Annotated in this window: 21 protein-coding genes; 4 read left to right on the top strand and 17 right to left on the bottom strand. The window is 53.6% G+C overall.

Annotated elements, in window-relative coordinates:
• Nucleotides 1-38: 38 nt before the first annotated feature.
• The 7 genes from KNO58_RS00200 to KNO58_RS00170 all read right to left on the bottom strand — a co-directional run bounded on the left by KNO58_RS00200 (nt 39) and on the right by KNO58_RS00170 (nt 7,140).
• Entirely contained in the window at nt 39-2,168 is a 2,130-nt protein-coding gene (locus KNO58_RS00200) for a (Fe-S)-binding protein (RefSeq protein WP_214751017.1), read from the bottom strand.
• 91 nt (nt 2,169-2,259) lie between these two features.
• Nucleotides 2,260-2,976: a hypothetical protein gene (locus tag KNO58_RS00195; RefSeq protein ID WP_214751015.1), complete on the bottom strand. Its 717-nt coding sequence runs from the start codon at nt 2,974-2,976 to the stop codon at nt 2,260-2,262.
• A gap of 6 nt (nt 2,977-2,982) precedes the next feature.
• Nucleotides 2,983-3,498 carry a GNAT family N-acetyltransferase gene (locus KNO58_RS00190; protein WP_214751012.1) on the bottom strand — a complete coding sequence of 172 codons (516 nt, stop codon included), beginning with the start codon at nt 3,496-3,498 and terminating at the stop codon, nt 2,983-2,985.
• Nucleotides 3,499-3,631: 133 nt separating this feature from the next.
• Nucleotides 3,632-4,060, bottom strand: coding sequence for a hypothetical protein (locus KNO58_RS00185; protein ID WP_214751009.1), 429 nt, complete (start codon nt 4,058-4,060; stop codon nt 3,632-3,634).
• A complete protein-coding gene (locus tag KNO58_RS00180) occupies nt 4,057-4,476 on the bottom strand; it encodes a YwiB family protein (RefSeq protein WP_214751007.1) in 420 nt (139 codons plus the stop codon). The genes KNO58_RS00185 and KNO58_RS00180 overlap by 4 nt, the downstream gene beginning before the upstream one ends.
• Before the next feature lie 186 nt (nt 4,477-4,662).
• The gene (locus KNO58_RS00175; RefSeq protein ID WP_214751004.1) at nt 4,663-5,322 is read right to left on the bottom strand and encodes a Type 1 glutamine amidotransferase-like domain-containing protein; all 660 of its coding nucleotides are present in this window, start codon (nt 5,320-5,322) and stop codon (nt 4,663-4,665) included.
• A gap of 90 nt (nt 5,323-5,412) precedes the next feature.
• Nucleotides 5,413-7,140 carry a glycoside hydrolase family 13 protein gene (locus KNO58_RS00170; protein ID WP_285222542.1) on the bottom strand — a complete coding sequence of 576 codons (1,728 nt, stop codon included), beginning with the start codon at nt 7,138-7,140 and terminating at the stop codon, nt 5,413-5,415.
• A gap of 213 nt (nt 7,141-7,353) precedes the next feature.
• Here KNO58_RS00170 and KNO58_RS00165 point away from each other — a divergent pair, with 213 nt between their 5' ends.
• Both KNO58_RS00165 and KNO58_RS00160 read left to right on the top strand, forming a co-directional pair.
• Entirely contained in the window at nt 7,354-7,818 is a 465-nt protein-coding gene (locus KNO58_RS00165; protein ID WP_214751001.1) for a GNAT family N-acetyltransferase, read from the top strand.
• Nucleotides 7,819-7,865: 47 nt separating this feature from the next.
• Complete coding sequence (locus tag KNO58_RS00160) at nt 7,866-8,630, top strand: MerR family transcriptional regulator (RefSeq protein WP_214750999.1); 765 nt, start codon at nt 7,866-7,868, stop codon at nt 8,628-8,630.
• 31 nt (nt 8,631-8,661) lie between these two features.
• Here KNO58_RS00160 and KNO58_RS00155 read toward each other — a convergent pair whose 3' ends face one another.
• From KNO58_RS00155 to KNO58_RS00135, 5 genes are all read right to left on the bottom strand, one after another.
• The gene (locus tag KNO58_RS00155) at nt 8,662-9,315 is read right to left on the bottom strand and encodes a hypothetical protein (protein WP_214750997.1); all 654 of its coding nucleotides are present in this window, start codon (nt 9,313-9,315) and stop codon (nt 8,662-8,664) included.
• 89 nt (nt 9,316-9,404) lie between these two features.
• On the bottom strand, nt 9,405-9,989 hold the full coding sequence (locus KNO58_RS00150; protein WP_214750995.1) for a hypothetical protein: 585 nt from the start codon (nt 9,987-9,989) through the stop codon (nt 9,405-9,407).
• Between the two features lie 12 nt (nt 9,990-10,001).
• Nucleotides 10,002-11,144, bottom strand: a complete 1,143-nt coding sequence (locus KNO58_RS00145; RefSeq protein ID WP_214750993.1) for a DegT/DnrJ/EryC1/StrS family aminotransferase — start codon at nt 11,142-11,144, stop codon at nt 10,002-10,004.
• Nucleotides 11,141-11,983 (bottom strand): NAD-dependent epimerase/dehydratase family protein, encoded by an 843-nt coding sequence (locus KNO58_RS00140; protein WP_214750991.1) that lies wholly within the window; start codon nt 11,981-11,983, stop codon nt 11,141-11,143. The genes KNO58_RS00145 and KNO58_RS00140 overlap by 4 nt, the downstream gene beginning before the upstream one ends.
• A gap of 29 nt (nt 11,984-12,012) precedes the next feature.
• Complete coding sequence (locus KNO58_RS00135) at nt 12,013-13,932, bottom strand: polysaccharide biosynthesis protein (protein WP_214750989.1); 1,920 nt, start codon at nt 13,930-13,932, stop codon at nt 12,013-12,015.
• A gap of 419 nt (nt 13,933-14,351) precedes the next feature.
• Between KNO58_RS00135 and KNO58_RS00130 the strand changes: the two genes are divergently transcribed.
• A complete protein-coding gene (locus KNO58_RS00130) occupies nt 14,352-15,104 on the top strand; it encodes a homing endonuclease associated repeat-containing protein (protein WP_214750987.1) in 753 nt (250 codons plus the stop codon).
• Nucleotides 15,105-15,141: 37 nt separating this feature from the next.
• Here KNO58_RS00130 and KNO58_RS00125 read toward each other — a convergent pair whose 3' ends face one another.
• The 4 genes from KNO58_RS00125 to speE form a co-directional block, all read right to left on the bottom strand.
• Nucleotides 15,142-16,092, bottom strand: a complete 951-nt coding sequence (locus KNO58_RS00125; RefSeq protein WP_214750985.1) for a sodium-dependent bicarbonate transport family permease — start codon at nt 16,090-16,092, stop codon at nt 15,142-15,144.
• A 199-nt stretch (nt 16,093-16,291) separates the two neighbouring features.
• Nucleotides 16,292-16,660 carry a Na-translocating system protein MpsC family protein gene (locus KNO58_RS00120; RefSeq protein ID WP_214750984.1) on the bottom strand — a complete coding sequence of 123 codons (369 nt, stop codon included), beginning with the start codon at nt 16,658-16,660 and terminating at the stop codon, nt 16,292-16,294.
• A 2-nt stretch (nt 16,661-16,662) separates the two neighbouring features.
• Nucleotides 16,663-17,544, bottom strand: coding sequence for an agmatinase (gene speB / locus KNO58_RS00115; RefSeq protein ID WP_214750982.1), 882 nt, complete (start codon nt 17,542-17,544; stop codon nt 16,663-16,665).
• Nucleotides 17,541-18,380: a polyamine aminopropyltransferase gene (gene speE / locus KNO58_RS00110; RefSeq protein ID WP_214750980.1), complete on the bottom strand. Its 840-nt coding sequence runs from the start codon at nt 18,378-18,380 to the stop codon at nt 17,541-17,543. The genes speB and speE overlap by 4 nt, the downstream gene beginning before the upstream one ends.
• 204 nt (nt 18,381-18,584) lie before the next feature.
• On the opposite strand from speE, the gene KNO58_RS00105 reads away from it, so the two are divergent.
• Nucleotides 18,585-19,505, top strand: coding sequence for an EAL domain-containing protein (locus KNO58_RS00105; protein WP_251025996.1), 921 nt, complete (start codon nt 18,585-18,587; stop codon nt 19,503-19,505).
• A 36-nt stretch (nt 19,506-19,541) separates the two neighbouring features.
• Here the strand turns inward: KNO58_RS00105 and KNO58_RS00100 are convergent, their stop codons facing one another.
• A complete protein-coding gene (locus KNO58_RS00100; RefSeq protein WP_214750978.1) occupies nt 19,542-19,688 on the bottom strand; it encodes a hypothetical protein in 147 nt (48 codons plus the stop codon).
• Nucleotides 19,689-19,746 lie beyond the last annotated feature (58 nt).

The following is a 19,746-nucleotide window of genomic DNA, read 5'->3' as shown; positions in this document are numbered from 1 at the left end:
ACAGAACAAGGCACGGTCCGCGGACCGTGCCTTGTTTTTTATTGAACGAGCGGTTCAGGTACTTCGAGTGGGGCCAGGGCGCGATCGAGCAGTTCGACGACGTCGAACGTACCGACCGTCTCATCGACTTCTTTCGCTTTCGTCCCGTCCGATAGCATCGTCAAGCAGTACGGACACGCCGAGCCAATGACCGTCGGTTTCGTCTCGAGCAACTGCTCGGTCCGGGCCACGTTGACGCGCGTCCCGACTTTCTCTTCTTGCCACATGAGACCGCCGCCGGCGCCGCAACACATGCCGTTCTCACGGTTCCGTTCCGCCTCGACGAGCTCGACGCCCGGGATACGTTCCAAGACGAAGCGCGGCGCGTCATAAATGCCGTTATAGCGTCCGAGATAGCACGAATCGTGATAGACGACACGCTCGTTCACGGAGAAGTCCGGTTTGACCCGGCCCGTATCGAGCAGCTCAGCGAGGAGCTCGGTATGGTGATACACTTTCACACCCGTGAGCCCGAAGTCCGGATATTCGTTTTTGAACGTGTTATACGCATGCGGGTCGACCGTGACGATTTTCGTGACCCCATACTTCTCGAATAGTTTGATGTTCGCCTCGGCGAGCTCTTGGAACAACAGCTCGTTCCCGATGCGACGTGGCGTATCGCCCGAGTTCTTCTCTTCGTTGCCGAGGATGGCGAACGAGACGCCGGCTTTGTTTAAGACGCTCGCAAAGCTTTGTGCGACTTTTTGGCTGCGGCTGTCATACGAGCCCATCGCCCCGACCCAGAAGAGGAATTCGAACTCTTCACCGGCCTTCTTCTTCTCTTTCGCCGTCGGGATGACGAGTTCTTCTCGGTCTTTGCGCCAGTTCTCGCGCTCTTTCCGGTTCATCCCCCACGGGTTGCCTTGCCGTTCGATATTGGCTACCGTACGTTGCGCCTCTGGATCCATCTTGCCTTCCATCATGACGAGGTAACGGCGCAAATCAATAATCTTGTCGACGTGCTCGTTCATGACCGGGCATTGGTCTTCACAGTTGCGGCACGTCGTACATGCCCAAATCTCTTCTTCGGTGATGACATTGCCGATCAACTCATCGGCGACGAGCATGTGTCCGTCTTGGGCCGCGGCTGCAATCTCGGCCCCTTGCGTATTTTGGAACAAGAGCGCCGGTGCCCACGGTGACTTCCGGGTGACGGCGGCCCCTTTCATATTCATATGGTCGCGCAGCTTGACGATGAGGTCCATCGGCGACAGCATTTTTCCGGTACCGGTCGCCGGGCAGACGTTCGTACAGCGGCCGCACTCGACACAGGCATACAAATCGACAAGTTGTTTTTGGTTGAAGTCTTCGATTTTATTGACGCCGAAGACGACTTCTTCGTCCGACTCCTCGGCCTCTTCCATCGCCGAGAAATCAACCGGGGCGAGACGACCGACCTGGTGCGTCCGGCCGAGCCAGACGTTGAGCGTCCCGGCAATCAAGTGGGCATGCTTGCCTTGCGGGATATAAATCATGAAGCTGAGCAAGAACAAGAGATGTAACCACCAGAAGACGACGAACAAGGCGAAGGCGACACCGCCTGGCACCCAAGCGAACGCCGACCCGATGAGTGTCGCGACAGGTTCGCCCCACATCGGAAGTTCTTCCTTATAGACGAGGTAGAACCCGTTCCCGAACAAGACCGATACCATCAGCCCACCGATAAAGATGAGAGCGAGTCCGGCCAAGAAGTTTCGTTTTAAGCGCACGAGCTTCTCGATGTAACGGCGGTAGAATCCCCAAACGACCGCGACGAGAATCATGAGCATGACGATTTCTTGCATGAACGTGAAAATCGGATAGAGCGGACCGAGCGGGATGTGCGGGAAACGCGTCCCGACGGCAAGCCCTTTCCAGATAAAGTCGATGGCCCCGAACTGGACGAGGATGAACCCATAGAACATCATGACGTGAATGATGCCGCTCTTCTTGTCTTTCAATAATTTCTTTTGGCCGAACACGTTGATCATGACCTGTTCGAGCCGCTCTTTATTCGTTTGACTCCATTCTGCCTGTTTCCCGAGCTTGATGAACGTATAGCGCTGATAGACCAGCGACGCAAACAAATATAGTCCATAGCCGAGGACGAGCAAGAATAGAATCCAGTTGACGATTAAAAATGTCGACATCCCCAAAACTCCCCCTTATGAAAACGGATTCAATCTTGGGTTTAGTATATCAAATAATGAATGAACAGTCATTCATTTTATTAAGGGAAGATTAGAAATAGAGGACGTGCTTCAACATCAAGAGCAGACCGCCATAGCACACGACGGCGAGGACGAACGTCCGAAAGTGGAGGTTACGGTCGGCCGGGAGTTCGAATTTGACGATATTCAGAATCATCGCCCCGGCGACGAAGGCGAATAAAATCGCCTCGATATGGGGCGGCAACTCGACGAATCGGGAGAAGAACCCGCCGACGAGAATCCCGCCGCTCAACAAATAGCGACCTTGCCGGATGTAGCGTTCTCCGTAATGGCGATACAAATCGTGGCCGACGGCGAGGAAGTGGACGCCGAGTGCCGTCGCGTAGAAGCTACGGGCGACGAACGTGACCGATGTCGCCGTGACGACGTATGCCGAGAACGACATGTACGCCGTCAACAGCGTAACTTGGAGCCAATACGACACGTTCTGGTCGATCGTCTCATCTTTGAAATACGGCGTCCGCACGACCCGCATCGTCCCGTAAAAGACGGTGAAGCCGAGCAGGCTGATGACGTAAATCTCGGACGGCAGGGCCAGGTCGAGCCATTCGACCCGGAGCGTGTCTTGCCGCTTGTTCAAGGACGGCAAGAGATACATGAAAAAGTAGGTGATGGCGATCCCGCTCGAAAACGAGAACCATTTTTGAGACGGCACCCGGTCCCGTGGAAACAAATAGATGCCGAAAAAATTGATGAGCGCCAAATAGACCACGATCCAGTTCGCCATCTCGTGTCACCCTTTCAGTTCAATCCAAAACCGCTCGACGATTTTCCCGCCTTCCGCCGTGAACGGCGTGTCCGGTATTCCTCCGTTATTCAAGATGACTTGGCGTGATGCCACGTTCGTCCGGTCACACGTGATCAACGCCCGCTCGATGCCGAGTTCTTTTGCCTTCTCGAGCGCGAGTTCGAGCTGTTTCGTCGCCAAACCTCGTCCGCGGGCACTCGGCTTGATACCGTATCCGATGTGGCCCCCGAAATTGAGCAAGTTGTCATTCAATTCGTGACGGATGTTCGCCGCCCCGAGCAATTCGTCCCCATTCGTCAGCCAATACGTCGTGCTCGGCACCCAACTGACGTTGTTCACCCGTATCTCTTTATCACGGATCTGTTTGACGTAGGACGCAAAGTCAGACGCATCGCGGTCGACCGCGTTCGGGACGATCGTCTCGCCCAGTTCGCGCCATTCTTTTAAAAATTCGAGTACTTGCGCTTGTTGCGCCATCGTTGTTTTGACGAGCTGTAGCATCTGACGTCCCCCTAATTGATTGGTCTCTTTTCATCATAACGAAGCCGATTCACGTTGAAAACAGACGTTCCAAAGACGAGATGTCGCCTTTTCCATAGAATCGGCTAGCAAAAAACCCGCAAGCGATTGCGGGTCAGTCTTCTAATCCTAGTCGTTTTGGCATCTGTGGGGCGAGCGTACGTGCCTCGTCTAAACGGCCTGCCTCGACGAGCGTATGGAAGCGTAAAAATTCCTCATGCGTCGCGTCACCGATGGCCGCCAAATAATCGATATAGCGTTCGTACACCGACTTGTCCTCAGGCCGCGCCTCAATCAACGCGACGTACAATCGGACCGTGTCTTCTCCATAGAGAAGCGGGAACTCATCGTTCAGCTGAAGCAGTTTATCGACCGAGTCCATATCGACGCCAGTCTCGTTGTCGTAGTGCCCGATGACCTGCTCAGCATGGTCCTCGAGGCGGCCACGCCACTCTTCATACTCGTCCTCGTTCGTCTCGAGCATCTCGAACCAATCTTCGTTCAACATTTCTTCAATTTTTTTCACGCGTTCTGCAAAATTCATCCTTCGTCTCCTCCTTCAAACGTCCATGTGACGTCGACGTCATAACTGCCCGCCACGTCCTCATTCATCGATAACTCGTATACGAAGCGGCAACGGCCGTCCGCGACATCGAGTCGCTCCGTCGTCGTCGCCATCGTCATCGACATGTATGGGTTTTTATATAAGCTCTGCGTCAGACGCCCTTCGATAAAAGAATGATTCATCTCAATCGGTCCTTTACAGATGAGCGCGAGCCGGCCTGTCGTATATTTGATTGTCGTCGGGACGACGCCGTCTTCTCGTTCTTGGTCGAACGTGATGATGAAGCCGGTCTTCAATTCATAATAGAGCCCATCGGCTTGCAGCTCGATTGGTTCCGCGATCTCACTGATTGTCGTCTTCTGGCGCACACGTACGCGTTTCGGTTCAATTGCCATGGTGATTCCCCTTTCCGCTGTCCCATCGTACCATATCTCGCGAACGGTCCGGAATCGCTAACATTTTCTTTCCCGGTTCATGTGTGCTTCACACGTCGGCTACGAGTAATTTTACGAGATGCGGATGCAGAGAGTACGCATTGCAAAAAAGACCACCGATGTGAGAATCCGTGGTCGCTCGTTTCGTTAAAACTTTAGCCATTTCCCCTCTGAAATTACATCGACACGTCCATCGACGACTCGAATCGCCGTTTCGTCATCAATGGCATAGCTCGGATCAGCCAACGTCTTTGCCCATTCCGTTGCATGCGCAGACGTGTTTTCTGGCAACATTTCGTGATCGAGATGAGGGAAAATCGAGAAATCGACATAGCCCAGCGTCCCATCTCCCTGCTCACCCGGGGCCTGCCAACCGACAAACTCCTCGCCAATCCGCGGGGTCATGACCATACTGCCGGCGCTCAAGCCGACATAGACACCCTTCCAGTCCGCCAACAGCTGCGCGACACCCGACTGCTTCATCCAATAATGCAAGAACAGCGGGTCGCCCCCGTTGACCAACAGCACATCCGCCTCATCGAACGCCGGTCTCCAAACCGCTTCATCGAGGCTTGGAAGGGCTGACAACTCGAGGACCCCGACCGATTTCCACTCTAACTCACACATCGGCGTCGAAAAATCCCCGTTGAAAAAGTTCCAGGCGTGATTCGTCCCGCCCGGCAACGCGTAAATTGCGGTCGGGATACAGAGGGCAGTACACTCCTCGATCGGTTTTCCTAACAACTCGAGCAACGCTTGTTTGATTCGTTCATTTTTAATACCTGCCGACGTCAATAACAGTCTCATGCCAATCCCTCCTCGTCTTCTTTAATGAATTCGTGTTCTCTCGTCATTTCCCTGTACGCAAAAAAGACAGGGAAATGCCCCTGTCTTGGATTAACTCATTTTATAGACGCGACCCTCGAACGGCTTCAAGTGGACGAGTGTCGTTTCATCATGCGGCTCGAGCGGCATGTTTTTCAAGACCACATCTTGTGAGCGCAACGTGAGCTCCGTCGCAAAAATCGCTTCCTCTCCCGTCAAGTTCGTCATGACGAGGTATTGCGAGTCACCAAGCGTGCGCGTGTACGCGTAAATCTCCGGGTGCTCCGGTAAGACAATGTCATACGTCCCATAGACGAACGTCTCGTCTTGCTTGCGAAGACGAATCATTTCTTTATAGAAGTTGAGAATCGAGTCGTCGTCTTCGAGCTGGGCATCGACGTTGATGTCCGTGTAGTTCGGGTTGATGCCGAACCAAGGCGTCTCAGCGAACGTGAAGCCCGCGTTCGGCGCATCGCTCCACTGCATCGGTGTGCGCGTGTTGTCCCGTGACGAGTTCCACGTGATGTCCATCATCTCTTCATGGCTCTTACCATGTTCGAGACCGATGTAATAGCGGTTGCGCGTCGCAATATCGTCGTACTGGTCGATTGAGTCGAACTTCACGTTCGTCATGCCGATCTCTTGACCTTGATAGATGAATGGCGTCCCTTGCATGAGGAAATACATCATCGCAATCGATTTCGCGCTCTCTTTCCAATAGCGCTCGTCATCGCCCCATGACGACACGGTCCGTGTCTGGTCGTGGTTCTCGACGTAGAGGGCGTTCCAGCCGTCTTCCTCGAGGCCTTTTTGCCATTTCGTGAGGACGTTCTTCAAATGGACGACGTCGAGTTTCGACTCGGCGTCTTCGCGCCAAAGACCCATGTGTTCGAATTGGAACACCATGTTCATCTTGCCTTCCTTCTCGCCGACCCACAGGTGAGCGTCGTCAGGCGACACGCCGTTCGCTTCACCGACCGTCATGATGTCGTGCTTGTTGAACGTCTCATCACGAAGTTCTTCCAAGTAGCCGTGAATCCCGTCGACGTTCATGTGCATCTCGAACGATGGCACGAAGTCGAGACCTTCCGGGTTCGGCAAATCGCCGAACGATGGGTGTTTGCGGATGTGACTGATCGCATCGACACGGAAGCCGTCGATGCCTTTGTCGAGCCACCAGTTGATCATATTATAGATCGTCTGACGCATCTCGGCATTCTCCCAGTTGAGGTCCGGCTGCTTCTTCGAGAAGACGTGCAAGAAATATTGCTCCGTCGTCTCATCGAACTCCCAAGCCGACCCGCCGAAAATGGACTCCCAGTTGTTTGGCTTCGAGCCGTCCGGTTTTCCGTCGCGCCAAATGTACCAGTCGCGTTTCGGGTTGTCTTTCGAGCTCTTCGATTCGATGAACCATGGGTGTTCGTCCGACGTATGGTTGACGACGAGGTCGAGCAACAGCTTCATGCCACGCGCATGGACTTCTTGTAAAAGACGGTCGAAGTCTTCCATCGTTCCGAACTCATCCATGATGTCCTGATAGTCGCTAATGTCATAGCCGTTGTCATCGTTCGGCGACTTATACATCGGGCAAATCCAGATGACGTCAACGCCGAGGTCTTTCAAATAGTCGAGCTTATCGATGATACCTTGAATATCGCCGATTCCATCTCCGTTCGCATCGTAGAAGCTGCGCGGGTAGATTTGATACGCGACGGCTTCTTTCCACCAGTTGCGTTTCAGTGTCTTCGTTTCTGTTTGTAACTTACCTTTTGTGTGTTGGTCACGTTGTAAAAGTTGCATGTGTCAATGATACTCCCTTATCCCTAAACTCACTGTGCATCCTATATACTAATATCAGTGCTGTTGTCTTTATATCGCATTAGCGCAATCGTTTGCACGATGCACTACGTTTATCTTAACAAAAATTCGAAATCAATACAAAGAGTGTTTCAACAGCTTACTCACCGTGTACCCTACACGAATTTGAAATGAAATGAAAGTGAGGCGACTTATATGATCCGTTTGGCCACACGGGCCGATCTTTCCGCGATCGATCAACTGATTTTAACAAAAGCCCAAGCGTTTCAGGCAGCCGGAAAAACGCAATGGGTGAAATATTTAGAACCGAGCCGGACCGATTTCGTGACCCATGACGTCACGAACGGGACCGTGTATGTATACGAAACAAATGGAACCATCACCGGGTCGGTCAGTTTGATTCCGCCGACGGCTTGGGATGAGAATTTATGGGACGATTCCCAGGGTGCCGTCTATTTACATCGGCTCGTCGTCGACGACCGTATGAAGGGCCAACAAGTCGGCGAACAGTTGATGCGTTATGCGCTCGCAGCGACGTCAGACCGGGTTCGCCTCGACTGTGTCGCCACGAACTCGTTTTTAAACGCCTATTATCCCCGCTTCGGCTTCCGTTATATCGGCGAACGGGATGGTTTTTCCTTGTTTGAAAAAGAAGCTTGACCTTGACGCGACGTCAACGTGTACGCTGAATCCAAGGAGGTGAGGACATGTATACGATTCAACAGCTCGCCACACTCGCCGGCACGACCACACGGACGCTCAGGCACTATGACGCGGTCGGTCTGCTTGTTGCCGAGCGTGACGCCAACGGATATCGTCGTTACTCGTCACATGACGCCGCGCGGTTGCAGACGATTCTGCTGTATCGCTCGCTCGACTTTCCGCTCGAGACGATTCAGGCGTTGCTCGAGGCCGAACCGTTCGACCGGACCCGTGCCCTCGAAGAACAAGTGACCGCGTTGCGCGCGAAGGCCGCCTATTTCGCGACACTCGCCGAGACGGCGGAATCGACGCTCACCTCACTGAGAGGAGGAATTCCAATGGAAGACAAATCATTGTTCAACGGTCTGTCGTTCGACGAACTGAAAGCCCATGAAGCGAAACACGAGTCCGAAGTCGTGGAGCGCTGGGGTGAGAGCGAGGCGTACAAGACGTCACGTGCACGCGCCGACAAACGTACGAAAGAAGACTGGGAAGCCCTCAGTCAACAGCAAGTCGATCTCGTCAAGCCGCTCGTCGACTTGTTCACTGCCGGTGTCCCGGTCGAAGACCCGCGTGTCCAAGCGGCCGTCCAGGCGAATCACGCGTTCATCAACGACCAGTTCTATGACTGCTCGCTCGACATGTTCAGCGGGCTCGGACAGATGTACGTCATGGACGAGCGCTTCACCGCATTTTATGACAAGTACGCCCCAGGGCTGGCTGTCTACTACAACGATGCCATTCAACACTTCTGCATCACCCAAAGCTAAACGAAACGGCCAAAGCATCGCGCTTTGGCCGTTATTTCGCCGTTCGGCGGTCATACACGTCTTCCTTTAACAACAGCTCGATGTGCCGTCTCAAGAGCGGAAGCGCCGTCGTGAGCTGCAAATACGGGTACGTGGCAAAGTTATCCGTCCCGCCGATATAGAGCACGGCACGGTCGACCACGGACCATCCCCGCTCGGTCCACTGTTCGATTCGTGTCTCACAGACGTCCGGTTTGGCCCGGAACGCCCAGTACGCCTCAATCTGTCCTTCAGCGATTGACGGTTTGACCGTCAACACCGGACAGTCGAATCGGGCGAGGACACTCGGGTCAATCGGTCCCGTCTCATGGGTGACGATGAGTTGCGGGTCGAGACGGTCGAGCCACATCGTCGTCTTCGTATCGTTCAAGGAAGTGACCCGGAGGATGTGATGGAACGGAATCGGCTCATCGTTCAACGGATAGCGTCCTTTCAGTTCTCGAATCCGTGCCCGGCTCGATACGCGCATGAGGGGCGCCATCGACCGGACATAGGCGTGTGTCAGCCAATGATTGATCGATTCGGGTCGATGTTCGCTCGGACCGTCTTCTTGAATCACATGGGTCACCCCTAAATTACGAATCGCCTGATAGACGTAGGCGGATGTGCGATGTTCCCCGATGAGCAACACGATTGGTCGGCCCATGGCGTTTCCCTCCCTCCAAGATGTTGCAGTTCAATTCAAAATCTAACGAGATGACAAATGCTCCGTTCATCGTGATTCCTCCTCCATGTTCACTTCTTCCCATTGCACGACTCACGAAGCTCCAATTCGGCGAGTGCCCGTTTCCAAGATCCATACCGTCGCGATATTTTGGCGACACTCGGTCGTTTATGTCGTTTGGCCCATTTCTGATACGTGACGGCGTTGAATGGGACCACGACCCGGCTTGCTTCGAGTAACGATTGGACGATTTCTGCTTTTTCACGTTCTGGTTGGACCGTAAAATGGAGTTCTTCTAAACGCTCGACCGTTTTCACGGCCAGACTCCAAGACCCGAAATGGGAAATAATATCACCTAGGGAAGGGGCGGTTTGACCTTTGGCCCACTGTTGATAGTGGGTGCTCGTCAATCTCCCTTCTTGTTCAAGTGCGAGCCGAAGCGCTGCGACGAGTTCTTGTTGGGTATATTGTTTGCGGGATTCGACGAGACCGGCCGCTTTCAACGCACCGGTCCATGACCCATAAAAATTGAGAACGTCGAGGAACGTCGGGACGTCTCGGTCTCGGCTCCAGAGCTGATATTGTTTGACAGTGAGGGTCGGAGTCAGAGATGCAGCGGCTCGAAGCGACTGGATAATCTCTGCTTCCCGGTTCATCGTTCGTCCTCCTCAGACACTTTGTTCGGTCACGATCGTACGTGTATCGAGTACCGTCTGGATGACCTGCTGTTGTTCCCCAATCGTCAAATCGGATCCCGAGGGAAGACAGATGCCGTTTTCGAAGAGGCGGCGACTGACATCGTCCCCGTCGACCGTCACGTATTCCGCATCGCGGTAAACGGGTTGTAAGTGCATCGGCTTCCAGACGGGACGCGACTCGATTCCGGCCGTGGCGAGACGCTCCATCAACGTGTCACGGTGCAACTCGGTCTGATCCAGCTGCATGGCCGTGAGCCAACGATTGGCCCGTGAATACGGGACTTCTTGTTGATACGTCGTCCCGAGTTGCCGGAACATGCGCTCGTAACGGGCGAAGACGCGACGTCTCGCTTGGACGCGTTGTTCGATCACTTCGAGCTGGCCCCGGCCGATCCCGGCCGAGACGTTACTCAACCGATAGTTATATCCGACTTGTTCATGCTCATAATGCGGGGCATCTTCCCGGGCTTGCGTGGCCAATTTGAGCGCTAACTGTCTCGTTTCTTCATTCGGCACCATCAGCATGCCACCGCCTGACGTCGTAATGATTTTATTGCCGTTGAACGAATAGAAGCCGATGTCACCGATCGTGCCCGTCATCTGCCCGTGCCATGTCGAGCCGAGTGATTCGGCCGCATCTTCAATCAACGGGACACCGTATTCGCGGCAGATGTGGCGAATCTCGCCGATTTTTGCGACGACGCCGTAGAGATGCACGACGATGACCGCTTTCGGAAGTTTCCCTTTCGTCGCCGCTTGAACGAACGCTTTCCGGAGCGCGTCCGGTGACATGTTCCACGTCGTCGTTTCCGAGTCGATAAACACCGGGATGGCCCCGACATAACGGATCGGGTTGACCGATGCCACGAACGTGAGCGATTGACAGAAGACCGTGTCATTCATTCCGACACCGAGGGTAAGTAACGCCAAATGGAGGGCAGCCGTGCCCGAGCTTGTCGCCAAGGCGTGAGGATGGTCCGTGTAAGCGGCCACTTCCGCTTCAAACGCATTGACGTTCGGGCCGAGCGGTGCAATCCAATTGCTAGCGAACGCCTCTTCGATATAAGCCATCTCACGTCCGGACATATGCGGCTTCGATAATAAGATGTTCATTTGATGCCCTCCTTCATCATGTTTTTATACGAGATATACCAGTCGACGACTTGCTCGAGTGCTTCAAATAACGATGTGCTCGGGCTGAAGCCAATCAACGTATCGAGCGTCGGGATGTCCGACTGGCGAAGCACCGATGCCCGCATCGGTAGCGACGTCTTGGCTGACTTGTTGAGGATATGGCCGACATCGGACAGTAACGTTTGAACGTTCACGTAGTCCGAGGCCGAGATTTGAAAGTAACCGACGGGTGACAGCCCCGTTTGAACCAAACGCAATAGTCGAACGACCGACTCGACGACGTCGTCGATATAGGAGACGTTGATGATATCCGTCGCATAATAGCCGGAGAGACGGACCCCGCGGTCGACGGCGACGATCGCTTTGGATACGAGTGTCGTGGCATCGTCCCAAGGGCCGAAGACGTCTTCCGTGAAGAGATGGATGGCGGGACCTTCTTCGTTCACTTCCTGTATCGGGAGGTCAAACGTGATGAACGACTTGAGCGGGACACGTTTCGTATGCAGTGCGATATATCGCTTCATCAGCTCATAACGTTCGAGCGGGTCGTCGACGGTACGGGTCGAACATAAGATGATGTGATGCGGTTCATGTCGATTCAAAATGCTGCGCATGACCGTCTTGTTCGCGAGTGTTGTGCGAATCAAGTGAAACTGCGGGTGCGTCAAGACGTAGAGACGTTGTTTGGCGATTCTCGTCTTGTGTCGTCCCTCATCATCGATGCCGACGACATCAAACCCTTCTTGTAACAGTCGACGTGCCAGATGGAACCCTTGAAAGCTGGCGACGCCGACGATGAGCACTGTTTGATCGACCATCGTTCTCCCCTCCTCGCTCATAGTGGCGTTCAGTTCCCATCGGCGAGACGTGACGCGGCGATATGAGGACGCATCCGTTTCACTCCGTGTGTGAACAGCCGTTCGATGTCTCGGTCGAGGTCGTCACTGTTGGCGATGAACAGCAATAGATACATCAACGCGTCACGGTCATCACGAAACGTTTCAATCAGATGCAAGACGGAGGAGACGGTTTTGAACGGGCGGGTCTGACCGACGAAGATTTTCGGGAAGACGTTCGCTTCCGGACCGAGCTCACTTTCAGCCAACAGTTCTTCGTACAACTTCTCACCGGGGCGAATCCCTGTAACCTCGATGCCGATTTGGTCGGTCGTGAAGCCGCTCAACTCGATCATCTTTTTCGCCAAATCGATGATTTTGACCGGGTCACCCATATCGAGCACGAACACTTCACCGCCTCGCGCTAAGACACTCGCTTGAATGACAAGGCGACTCGCTTCCGGAATGGTCATGAAGTAACGGGTCATCTCGGCGTCGGTGACGGTGACCGGTCCCCCGCGTAAAATCTGTTCTTTAAACAACGGGACGACCGAGCCGCGGCTGCCGAGGACGTTCCCGAAACGCACGACCGCGAAAATCGTGTCGCTGGCACGTGCCTTTTCTTGAACAACCATCTCGGCGATGCGTTTCGTCGAACCCATCACATTTGTCGGGTTGACCGCCTTATCCGTCGAAATCATGATGAAGCGATTTACTTTATGCCGGGCCGCGACGTCGACCATATGTTTCGTTCCGTAAATATTGTTTTTGACGGCTTCGAGCGGGTTGCCCTCCATGAGAGGAACGTGTTTGTGTGCGGCGGCGTGATAGACGATCTCCGGTTTATACATCCGGAACACCTCTTCAAGCCGGGCCTCGTCCTGCACGTCCCCGATGACGGGATGAAGCACCGTCTCCATCCCGAGTTCGCGCAACTCTCGTTCAATCAAATAAATACTGTTCTCGCCGTGACCGAGGAGAATCATTTCAGCCGGGGCGAATTTGATGAGCTGGCGGCACAGTTCCGAACCGATCGATCCACCGGCACCTGTGACGAGTATCGTCGCGCCTTCCACATGACTAGATATTCCAGATATGTCCAACTGGACCGGCTCTCGGCCGAGCAAGTCCTCGATTTTCACTTCACGGATTTCACTAATGGACACCTTTCCGGTCGCGAGCTCCGAAATCATCGGTAACGCATGGGATTCTGCGCCCGTCTTCTCAATCCGTTTGAGCAAGGCCAGACGTCGCGCATAGGACAGGCTCGGGATGGCCAAAATCACGACTTCAATCCCATGCTCTTGGATGATGCGCTCTAAATCGTCCGTCATCCCGAGCACCGGCACCCCGTGCACGTAAAGCGATTGAAGATGTGGATCGTCATCGAGCAGTCCGACGACGCAGAGGACGGTCGTGCGATGTTCTTTCAACTCACGGACGATCAACTGGCCCGAATCACCGGCACCGATGATGAGCGCTTTTCGTCCGGGGTGGTTGGAGTGTGGTTTGAACACATCGAAGACGTGGTTACGAGCCAAGAATCGCGTGAATAAAATCAAGTTGAAGGCGAGCAACCCTTGGACGGCGATCATCATGCCGAGCCCTGCCCCGAAGTGGAACTGGTTGTAGGCGTACAACACCAAGTCACTGCTCAATAAGGCGATGGCGACTTGTTTCATCTCATGGACCGAGGCGTAGCGCCAGTCGATGCGATGGATTTTTAACACCGTCCCGACGAGACTGAAGCTGATGATTTTGATGGCGACCATCGTCAACATTTCGTTCGATTCGAGCGCTGCGTACGACGTGAGTGTCGAGAACAGCAATTCGAACGTCACATAGAGGACAAATGAGACGATTAAGATGTCGAGACATAAGAACAGCAAATTTCGTTGGTTCTTCCGATACACGTTCACAAGTGTTGCCATGGTAGTTCGCACCTCCAAGAGTCTGAGTTGTTCGTTCGTGGTGTGGGTTGGAATGCGCAAAGATGCGTCGATGCTAGTAAACTACCCGACTCTTCTCGACAAATTTAAAGATAAAACAAGCTTTTTCTCATTAACGACATGGATGGCAACAAAGGAGTTCACGAAATTATTATCATGATTTCTTTCACATAATGAATAATTGTCGGACAAACGGGAAATGGGAATATACATAACCCGAATTGGGTATCGTTTACATTATTTTGCATCTCGTCTAAAACATCGCATAAGGAGGTAAACATCGATCGACAGCATTCTTTTTGACTAGCTCGTTGACTCTTCAACCAATACAAGCTGTTCATTCACACCAAGAGACCTTCCGAGACGCTCGCTGCGTCTCCCTCCAAAGGAGAGACACCAAGATGAAAAAATGGACACGCCCTCAAATCGTACAAGCGTTGCAGTTAGCTGCTCAAGAACATGCCGAGCTCGATTCAAAACGGTACAGCGTTTGGTCGCAAACCAAAAACGTACCGTCCCTTTCCACCGTTATCCACCAGTTCGGGTCTTGGCGCGAAGCACTCGTCGCCGCCCAAATTCAAATGTCGTTCCATTACTATTCAGATGAGGATATCCTTCAGGCATTGAATCAAGCCGCTGAGGAACTTTCGCTCTTCACGAGCCAAACGTATCGGGAGTGGTCGAAAGTAACACGTTCCCCGTCGCTGACGTTAATCAGCAGCCGGTTCGGCTCTTGGTCAAACGCGCTCCGGGAAGCCAAACTTCAGACGACCGCGGCGAAAAACAATGAAGAACGAATTATCCAAGCGTTGATTGAAGCGTCCGAGGAACTCGAACGTCTCACATCTCAGCATTACGCCATCTGGGCCCAAGAGCGCGGCTATCCGACGGTCGCAACCATCGCCCGGAAGTACGGGTCATGGAGCTACGCCTTATTCGTCCTCGATATCGCCCCGCCGAAGCGGAAATGGGATGAAGAGGACGTCATCGAGGCGCTCCGCGTTGCTAAACAAGAGTTATCACACTTCAGCATCCTCCATTATCGGAAATGGGCCGAAGGGCGCAACGTGCCGAGCACGTCGACCATCAACGCCCTATTCGGCAGCTGGACGGCAGCGTTGAAATGTATGGAAGAACAAAAAGTGAATCAATGAAAACAGGCCTGGTCTCGAATGGAGACCAGGCCTGTTTTCAGGTGACGATAGAAATGAACAATGGAATGCCGACGAGCAGATTGAACGGGAACGTGACAGCGAGGGCGAGCGTCAAATAAAACGACGGTTCCGCTTCGGGCACCGACGCCTGAAGCATGGCCGGGGCGGCGATATACGACCCGCTCGCGGCGAGCGTCATGAAGAGGATCGTCCCCCCGTCCGATAGCCCGGCCATCCCGGCCGCAATGTAGCCGATGACGGCCCCAATGAGTGGGAACGTCATGCCGATGACCAAAAATTTGAGACCATAGGATGGTACCGCCTTCAACTGATGACCGACCTTGACGCCCAGACTGAGCAGGAACAACAGCAACACGCCTGGGAACAAGTCGATGAAGAAAGGTTCGAGCGCCGATGTATCCGGCGTGACGATTCCGACGACGAGACCAGCCAACAAGAGCAGAATACTCTTGGAGAGCAGGCTGTCACGGATGACCGTGAACGATTGGGTCGGGGCCGCCGTAATCCCGAGGACGCGGCTCTGGTTGTACAAGAGCAGCGCCACGACGAGACCCGGAATCTCGAGCACGACGACGAGCGTCGTCATGAACGGCTCATAACTGATGCCGAGACGTTCGAGCTGGGCCGTCGCGGCGACGTACGTCACGAGTGAGACCGATCCGAACGTGGCCGCCATGGAAATTCGCTCCGGGAACGTGAACTTGAGCAGCGCGCCGAACCCGAAAGCGATGAGCGGCAAGATGATGCCGACGACGAGCGTCACTGCTAGCGGGAGCGCCAACTCGTCCATCGACACCGAGGCGAGCCCGATTCCCCCTTTCAACCCGATGGCGAGCAGTAAATACAAGTTGAGCGTGATGCTGAGCGACTCCGGGATTCGTAAATTTGATTTGCCGAGAGCAGCAATCACACCGGTCACGAACAGGAGCACCGGGGCGCTCGTCAATAAAAACGTCAATAGTTCCATACATTTCCTCCTAGACGACAAAAGCGCACACCAAAGAAAGGTGTGCGCTGCATGCCGACGGCTCGAACGCGTTCGCTCCGTCTAGCCGACAACTGTCGGTTTATTATTCGTTCAGCTCCGGGTCAAGACGACGAGGAAGCGCTCCGAAGCTCGCTTCATCAATCCTGACACGTATCTGCTTTCTAGTGTAAAAACGTCGTCACGGCTTGTCAATCCCACTGTCCCACGCGGAATCAAGGCGAAAGACGATGAGGCGTTCCCCCGTCTTCGTGCTGATGTCCGTGTGGAGCGAGATGAGCCGCCGGCCGAGCACCTCGTGCACGATGGCCTCGAGTTGCGGACGACCCGACTCGACGAGATTGTTGCGGTATTTCTTCAATTGCTCGCGCCCGGCCGACTTGGCGGCCAGTTCGTACTCAGCCGGGGTCAAGACGCCTTGGAGCGTCACGATGGCCAAGTCGCGGAGCAGGTCTGCTTTACACGTCAAGGAACCGCGTCCGAGATACTCTTTCTCCCATTGGGTGATGCGAGCACTCAGCTCCATCTCGAGCTGACCTTTTTTCGGCATCGTTACTTCACGAACCCGATCATCATCTCACGGAGAATCTTCGCGGCGGCGATGGCCGTCATGTCCGACTGGTCGTACGCCGGTGACACTTCGACGAGGTCGGCGCCGATGACGTCGACGTCGGAGTTTGCGATAGCGTGGACCGCTTCAAGCAATTCCTTCGTCGTGATACCGCCGATTTCTTGCGTGCCCGTTCCCGGTGCTGCCGATGGGTCGAGGACGTCGATGTCGATCGTGACGTACACTTTCTTCCCGGCGAGCGTCGGCAACACGCGTTTGAGCGGCTCGATCACTTCATATTTATACATGTTATAGCCGACTTCTTTGACCCAGTCGAACTCTTCTTTCATCCCAGAACGAATCCCGAACGAGTAACAGTTCGATGGTCCAATCAAGTTGGCCGCTTTTTTGAGCGGTGTCGAGTGCGACAACGGCTCGCCCTCGTATTCGTCACGGAGATCCGTGTGCGCATCGAAGTGAAGAATGACGAAATCGTCGCCGTACGCATCATGCATCGCCTTGATGACCGGCCAAGTGACGAGGTGTTCCCCACCCATACCGAGCGGGAACTTGCCTGCTTGGATGACGTCCTTGACGAATGACTCAATCATGTCGAGCGACTTCTGGGCGTTCCCGAACGGAAGTGGGATGTCACCGGCGTCATAGACGGCAGCTTCACTCAAGTCTCCATCTAAGTACGGGCTGTACTCTTCAAGACCGATTGAGACTTCACGGATCCGGTTCGGACCGAAACGCGATCCCGGACGGAAGCTGACCGTCCAGTCCATCGGCATGCCGTAAAGGACCGTCTTCGCGTCTGCGACTTCCGGCAAACTGGCGATAAACACTTTGCCCGAGTAGGCTTCATCGAAACGTTTAATCATTTCGTCAAGTCCTCCACGAATTTAGGAAGGACGAAGGCCGCATTGTGAAGCTTCGGCGTGTAGTACTTCGTCTCGATGTCGTGGAACCGCTCCGGTGCGACTGCTTCCGGGTCGTACTGCTTCGAACCGATTGTGAACGTCCACATGCCGCTCGGGTACGTCGGTACGTTCGCCGTGTACAACTTCGTGATTGGGAAAATCTCTTTCACGTCACGTTGAACCGTTTGGATAAGCTCTGGCGTGAACCACGGGTTATCCGTCTGTGCGACGAAGATGCCATCTTCTTTAAGCGCTCTCGAAATGCCAGCGTAGAATCCTTTCGTGAACAAGTTGGCCGCTGGGCCGACCGGTTCTGTCGAGTCGACCATGATGACATCGTACTCGTTCTCAGACTCGGCGATATGCATGAAGCCGTCGCCGACGATGACCTCAACGCGCGGGTTGTCGAGTTCACCTGCGATATTTGGTAAGTATTTCTTCGAATATTCAATGACTTTCCCGTCGATGTCGACGAGAACTGCTTTTTCGACTGATGGGTGTTTCATAATCTCACGGATGACGCCGCCGTCTCCGCCGCCGACTACGAGCACGTGCTTCGGATTCGGGTGCGTAAAGAGTGGGACGTGAGCCACCATCTCGTGATAGACGAATTCGTCCTTATCCGTCGTCATGACCATTCCGTCAAGTAACAACATTGTTCCGAACTCGTCCGTTTCGACCATTTCTAGTCGTTGAAACTCCGTTTGTTCGCTCTCATAAACGTGGTTTACACGGAACGTGATTCCGTAATCTTCTGTCTGGTGCTCCGTAAACCATAATTTTAATTTTTGGTCCATCGATAGAACCCCTTTCTGATTAAAAAGTTGTTCGTATGCGAGTGGCGTTTTGAGGCGCTTCTTATTCATACGATAGGAAGTATACAAAAACTGTCCGCATTTTGCACGATTTTTTTATTTATTTGTCCCGTCGTGTGAGTTTTATGTGAGTTTTATCCGATAAACTAGAGACAGAGTATTTCATCATCTGAAAGGAGTGATCCTATGTGGTCTCCGTGTACTGCCTGCTCCACGAACATCCCATTCTTTGAACGCGGCTTAGTCGTCGTCAATGAACAATCGCATCCATACGATTCCTTTGATGAATTGACCGAGCGGCTCACCACCGTTGAAGACGATGTGTATTGCGTCGATTTGACGACGAAACGACAAACTGCCATCATCTCGGCGCAGAATCTGCTTGAACAGATCGCCAATCGCGATACGATCGAACTCATTCAACACGGTGACTTTGAAAGTCACTTGCAACCGATCGTCCATCTCGATACGGGCGAACGGTTCGGTTATGAGGCGTTGCTCCGCAGTCGCAATAACATCTCCCCAGGAGAGTTATTCCGCGCGGCCAACCGGTTCGGCCTGCACTCGAAGCTCGACCAACGCGCCCGCGCCGAGGCGATTAAAGCAACTCATCATGCCGTCGCCCCGCACGAGAAGACGTTCATCAACTTCTTGCCGTCGACGATTTATAATCCAGACTATTGCTTGCAACACACGTTCGAGATTATCGACCAATACGGACTCAGTCCTGACCGCTTCATCTTTGAAGTCGTCGAGACGGAGAAAGTACAGGACGTCGCTCACTTGCAGCACGTCTTTTCTACATATAAGAAGCGCGGCATGAAAGTCGCCCTCGACGATGTCGGGGCCGGTTTCTCGACGCTCGATATGTTGAAACGGCTCGAACCGGACTATGTCAAAATCGATCGGTCGTACATCTCGTTTTGCGATCAGGACGCCGAAAAGCGGGCATTTTTGAAAAATGTACGTCAATTGACCAAATCGATGGGCATCACGATTCTCGCCGAAGGCATCGAACGCGCCGAAGAAGTCGACGTCTGTCGTGAACTCGGCTTCGATTTGGCCCAAGGGTATTACTTCGGGAAGCCTTCCCCGTACGCCATTTAAGACGAACGGCCACGAGCAAGCGCTCGAGGCCGTTTTTTAGTCGTCGTTCTCTTCCATATCATCATCGTTCTCTTGCATTTCCGTGTCGTTATTATCCATCGGTTCTTCGTCTGCTCCCCCGCAAGCCCCGAGAATGATGCCTGTCGCTAAGAGCGACGCGGCCAATGCACCTTTTTTCTTCATCGCTAACACCCCTTTTACGTTATGTCGTACAGTTACGATAATTCCCTTCGCCCATATC

The sequence above is a fragment of the Exiguobacterium sp. J17977 genome (assembly GCF_018616375.1).
Classification (GTDB): domain Bacteria; phylum Bacillota; class Bacilli; order Exiguobacteriales; family Exiguobacteriaceae; genus Exiguobacterium; species Exiguobacterium mexicanum.
This window is presented reverse-complemented; position numbering and strand designations above follow the sequence as displayed.

Coding starts and splice junctions, on each gene's coding strand:
- KNO58_RS00165 (WP_214751001.1), top strand. CDS start 7,354: ATGATCCGTTTGGCCACACGGGCCGATCTTTCCGCGATCGATCAACTG.
- speE (WP_214750980.1), bottom strand. CDS start 18,380: ATGGACCAAAAATTAAAATTATGGTTTACGGAGCACCAGACAGAAGAT.
- KNO58_RS00160 (WP_214750999.1), top strand. CDS start 7,866: ATGTATACGATTCAACAGCTCGCCACACTCGCCGGCACGACCACACGG.
- KNO58_RS00170 (WP_285222542.1), bottom strand. CDS start 7,140: ATGCAACTTTTACAACGTGACCAACACACAAAAGGTAAGTTACAAACA.
- KNO58_RS00155 (WP_214750997.1), bottom strand. CDS start 9,315: ATGGGCCGACCAATCGTGTTGCTCATCGGGGAACATCGCACATCCGCC.
- KNO58_RS00150 (WP_214750995.1), bottom strand. CDS start 9,989: ATGAACCGGGAAGCAGAGATTATCCAGTCGCTTCGAGCCGCTGCATCT.
- KNO58_RS00190 (WP_214751012.1), bottom strand. CDS start 3,498: ATGCTACAGCTCGTCAAAACAACGATGGCGCAACAAGCGCAAGTACTC.
- KNO58_RS00140 (WP_214750991.1), bottom strand. CDS start 11,983: ATGGTCGATCAAACAGTGCTCATCGTCGGCGTCGCCAGCTTTCAAGGG.
- KNO58_RS00195 (WP_214751015.1), bottom strand. CDS start 2,976: ATGGCGAACTGGATCGTGGTCTATTTGGCGCTCATCAATTTTTTCGGC.
- KNO58_RS00100 (WP_214750978.1), bottom strand. CDS start 19,688: ATGAAGAAAAAAGGTGCATTGGCCGCGTCGCTCTTAGCGACAGGCATC.
- KNO58_RS00175 (WP_214751004.1), bottom strand. CDS start 5,322: ATGAGACTGTTATTGACGTCGGCAGGTATTAAAAATGAACGAATCAAA.
- KNO58_RS00130 (WP_214750987.1), top strand. CDS start 14,352: ATGAAAAAATGGACACGCCCTCAAATCGTACAAGCGTTGCAGTTAGCT.
- KNO58_RS00180 (WP_214751007.1), bottom strand. CDS start 4,476: ATGGCAATTGAACCGAAACGCGTACGTGTGCGCCAGAAGACGACAATC.
- KNO58_RS00135 (WP_214750989.1), bottom strand. CDS start 13,932: ATGGCAACACTTGTGAACGTGTATCGGAAGAACCAACGAAATTTGCTG.
- KNO58_RS00185 (WP_214751009.1), bottom strand. CDS start 4,060: ATGAATTTTGCAGAACGCGTGAAAAAAATTGAAGAAATGTTGAACGAA.
- KNO58_RS00200 (WP_214751017.1), bottom strand. CDS start 2,168: ATGTCGACATTTTTAATCGTCAACTGGATTCTATTCTTGCTCGTCCTC.
- KNO58_RS00125 (WP_214750985.1), bottom strand. CDS start 16,092: ATGGAACTATTGACGTTTTTATTGACGAGCGCCCCGGTGCTCCTGTTC.
- speB (WP_214750982.1), bottom strand. CDS start 17,544: ATGATTAAACGTTTCGATGAAGCCTACTCGGGCAAAGTGTTTATCGCC.
- KNO58_RS00145 (WP_214750993.1), bottom strand. CDS start 11,144: ATGAACATCTTATTATCGAAGCCGCATATGTCCGGACGTGAGATGGCT.
- KNO58_RS00120 (WP_214750984.1), bottom strand. CDS start 16,660: ATGCCGAAAAAAGGTCAGCTCGAGATGGAGCTGAGTGCTCGCATCACC.
- KNO58_RS00105 (WP_251025996.1), top strand. CDS start 18,585: ATGTGGTCTCCGTGTACTGCCTGCTCCACGAACATCCCATTCTTTGAA.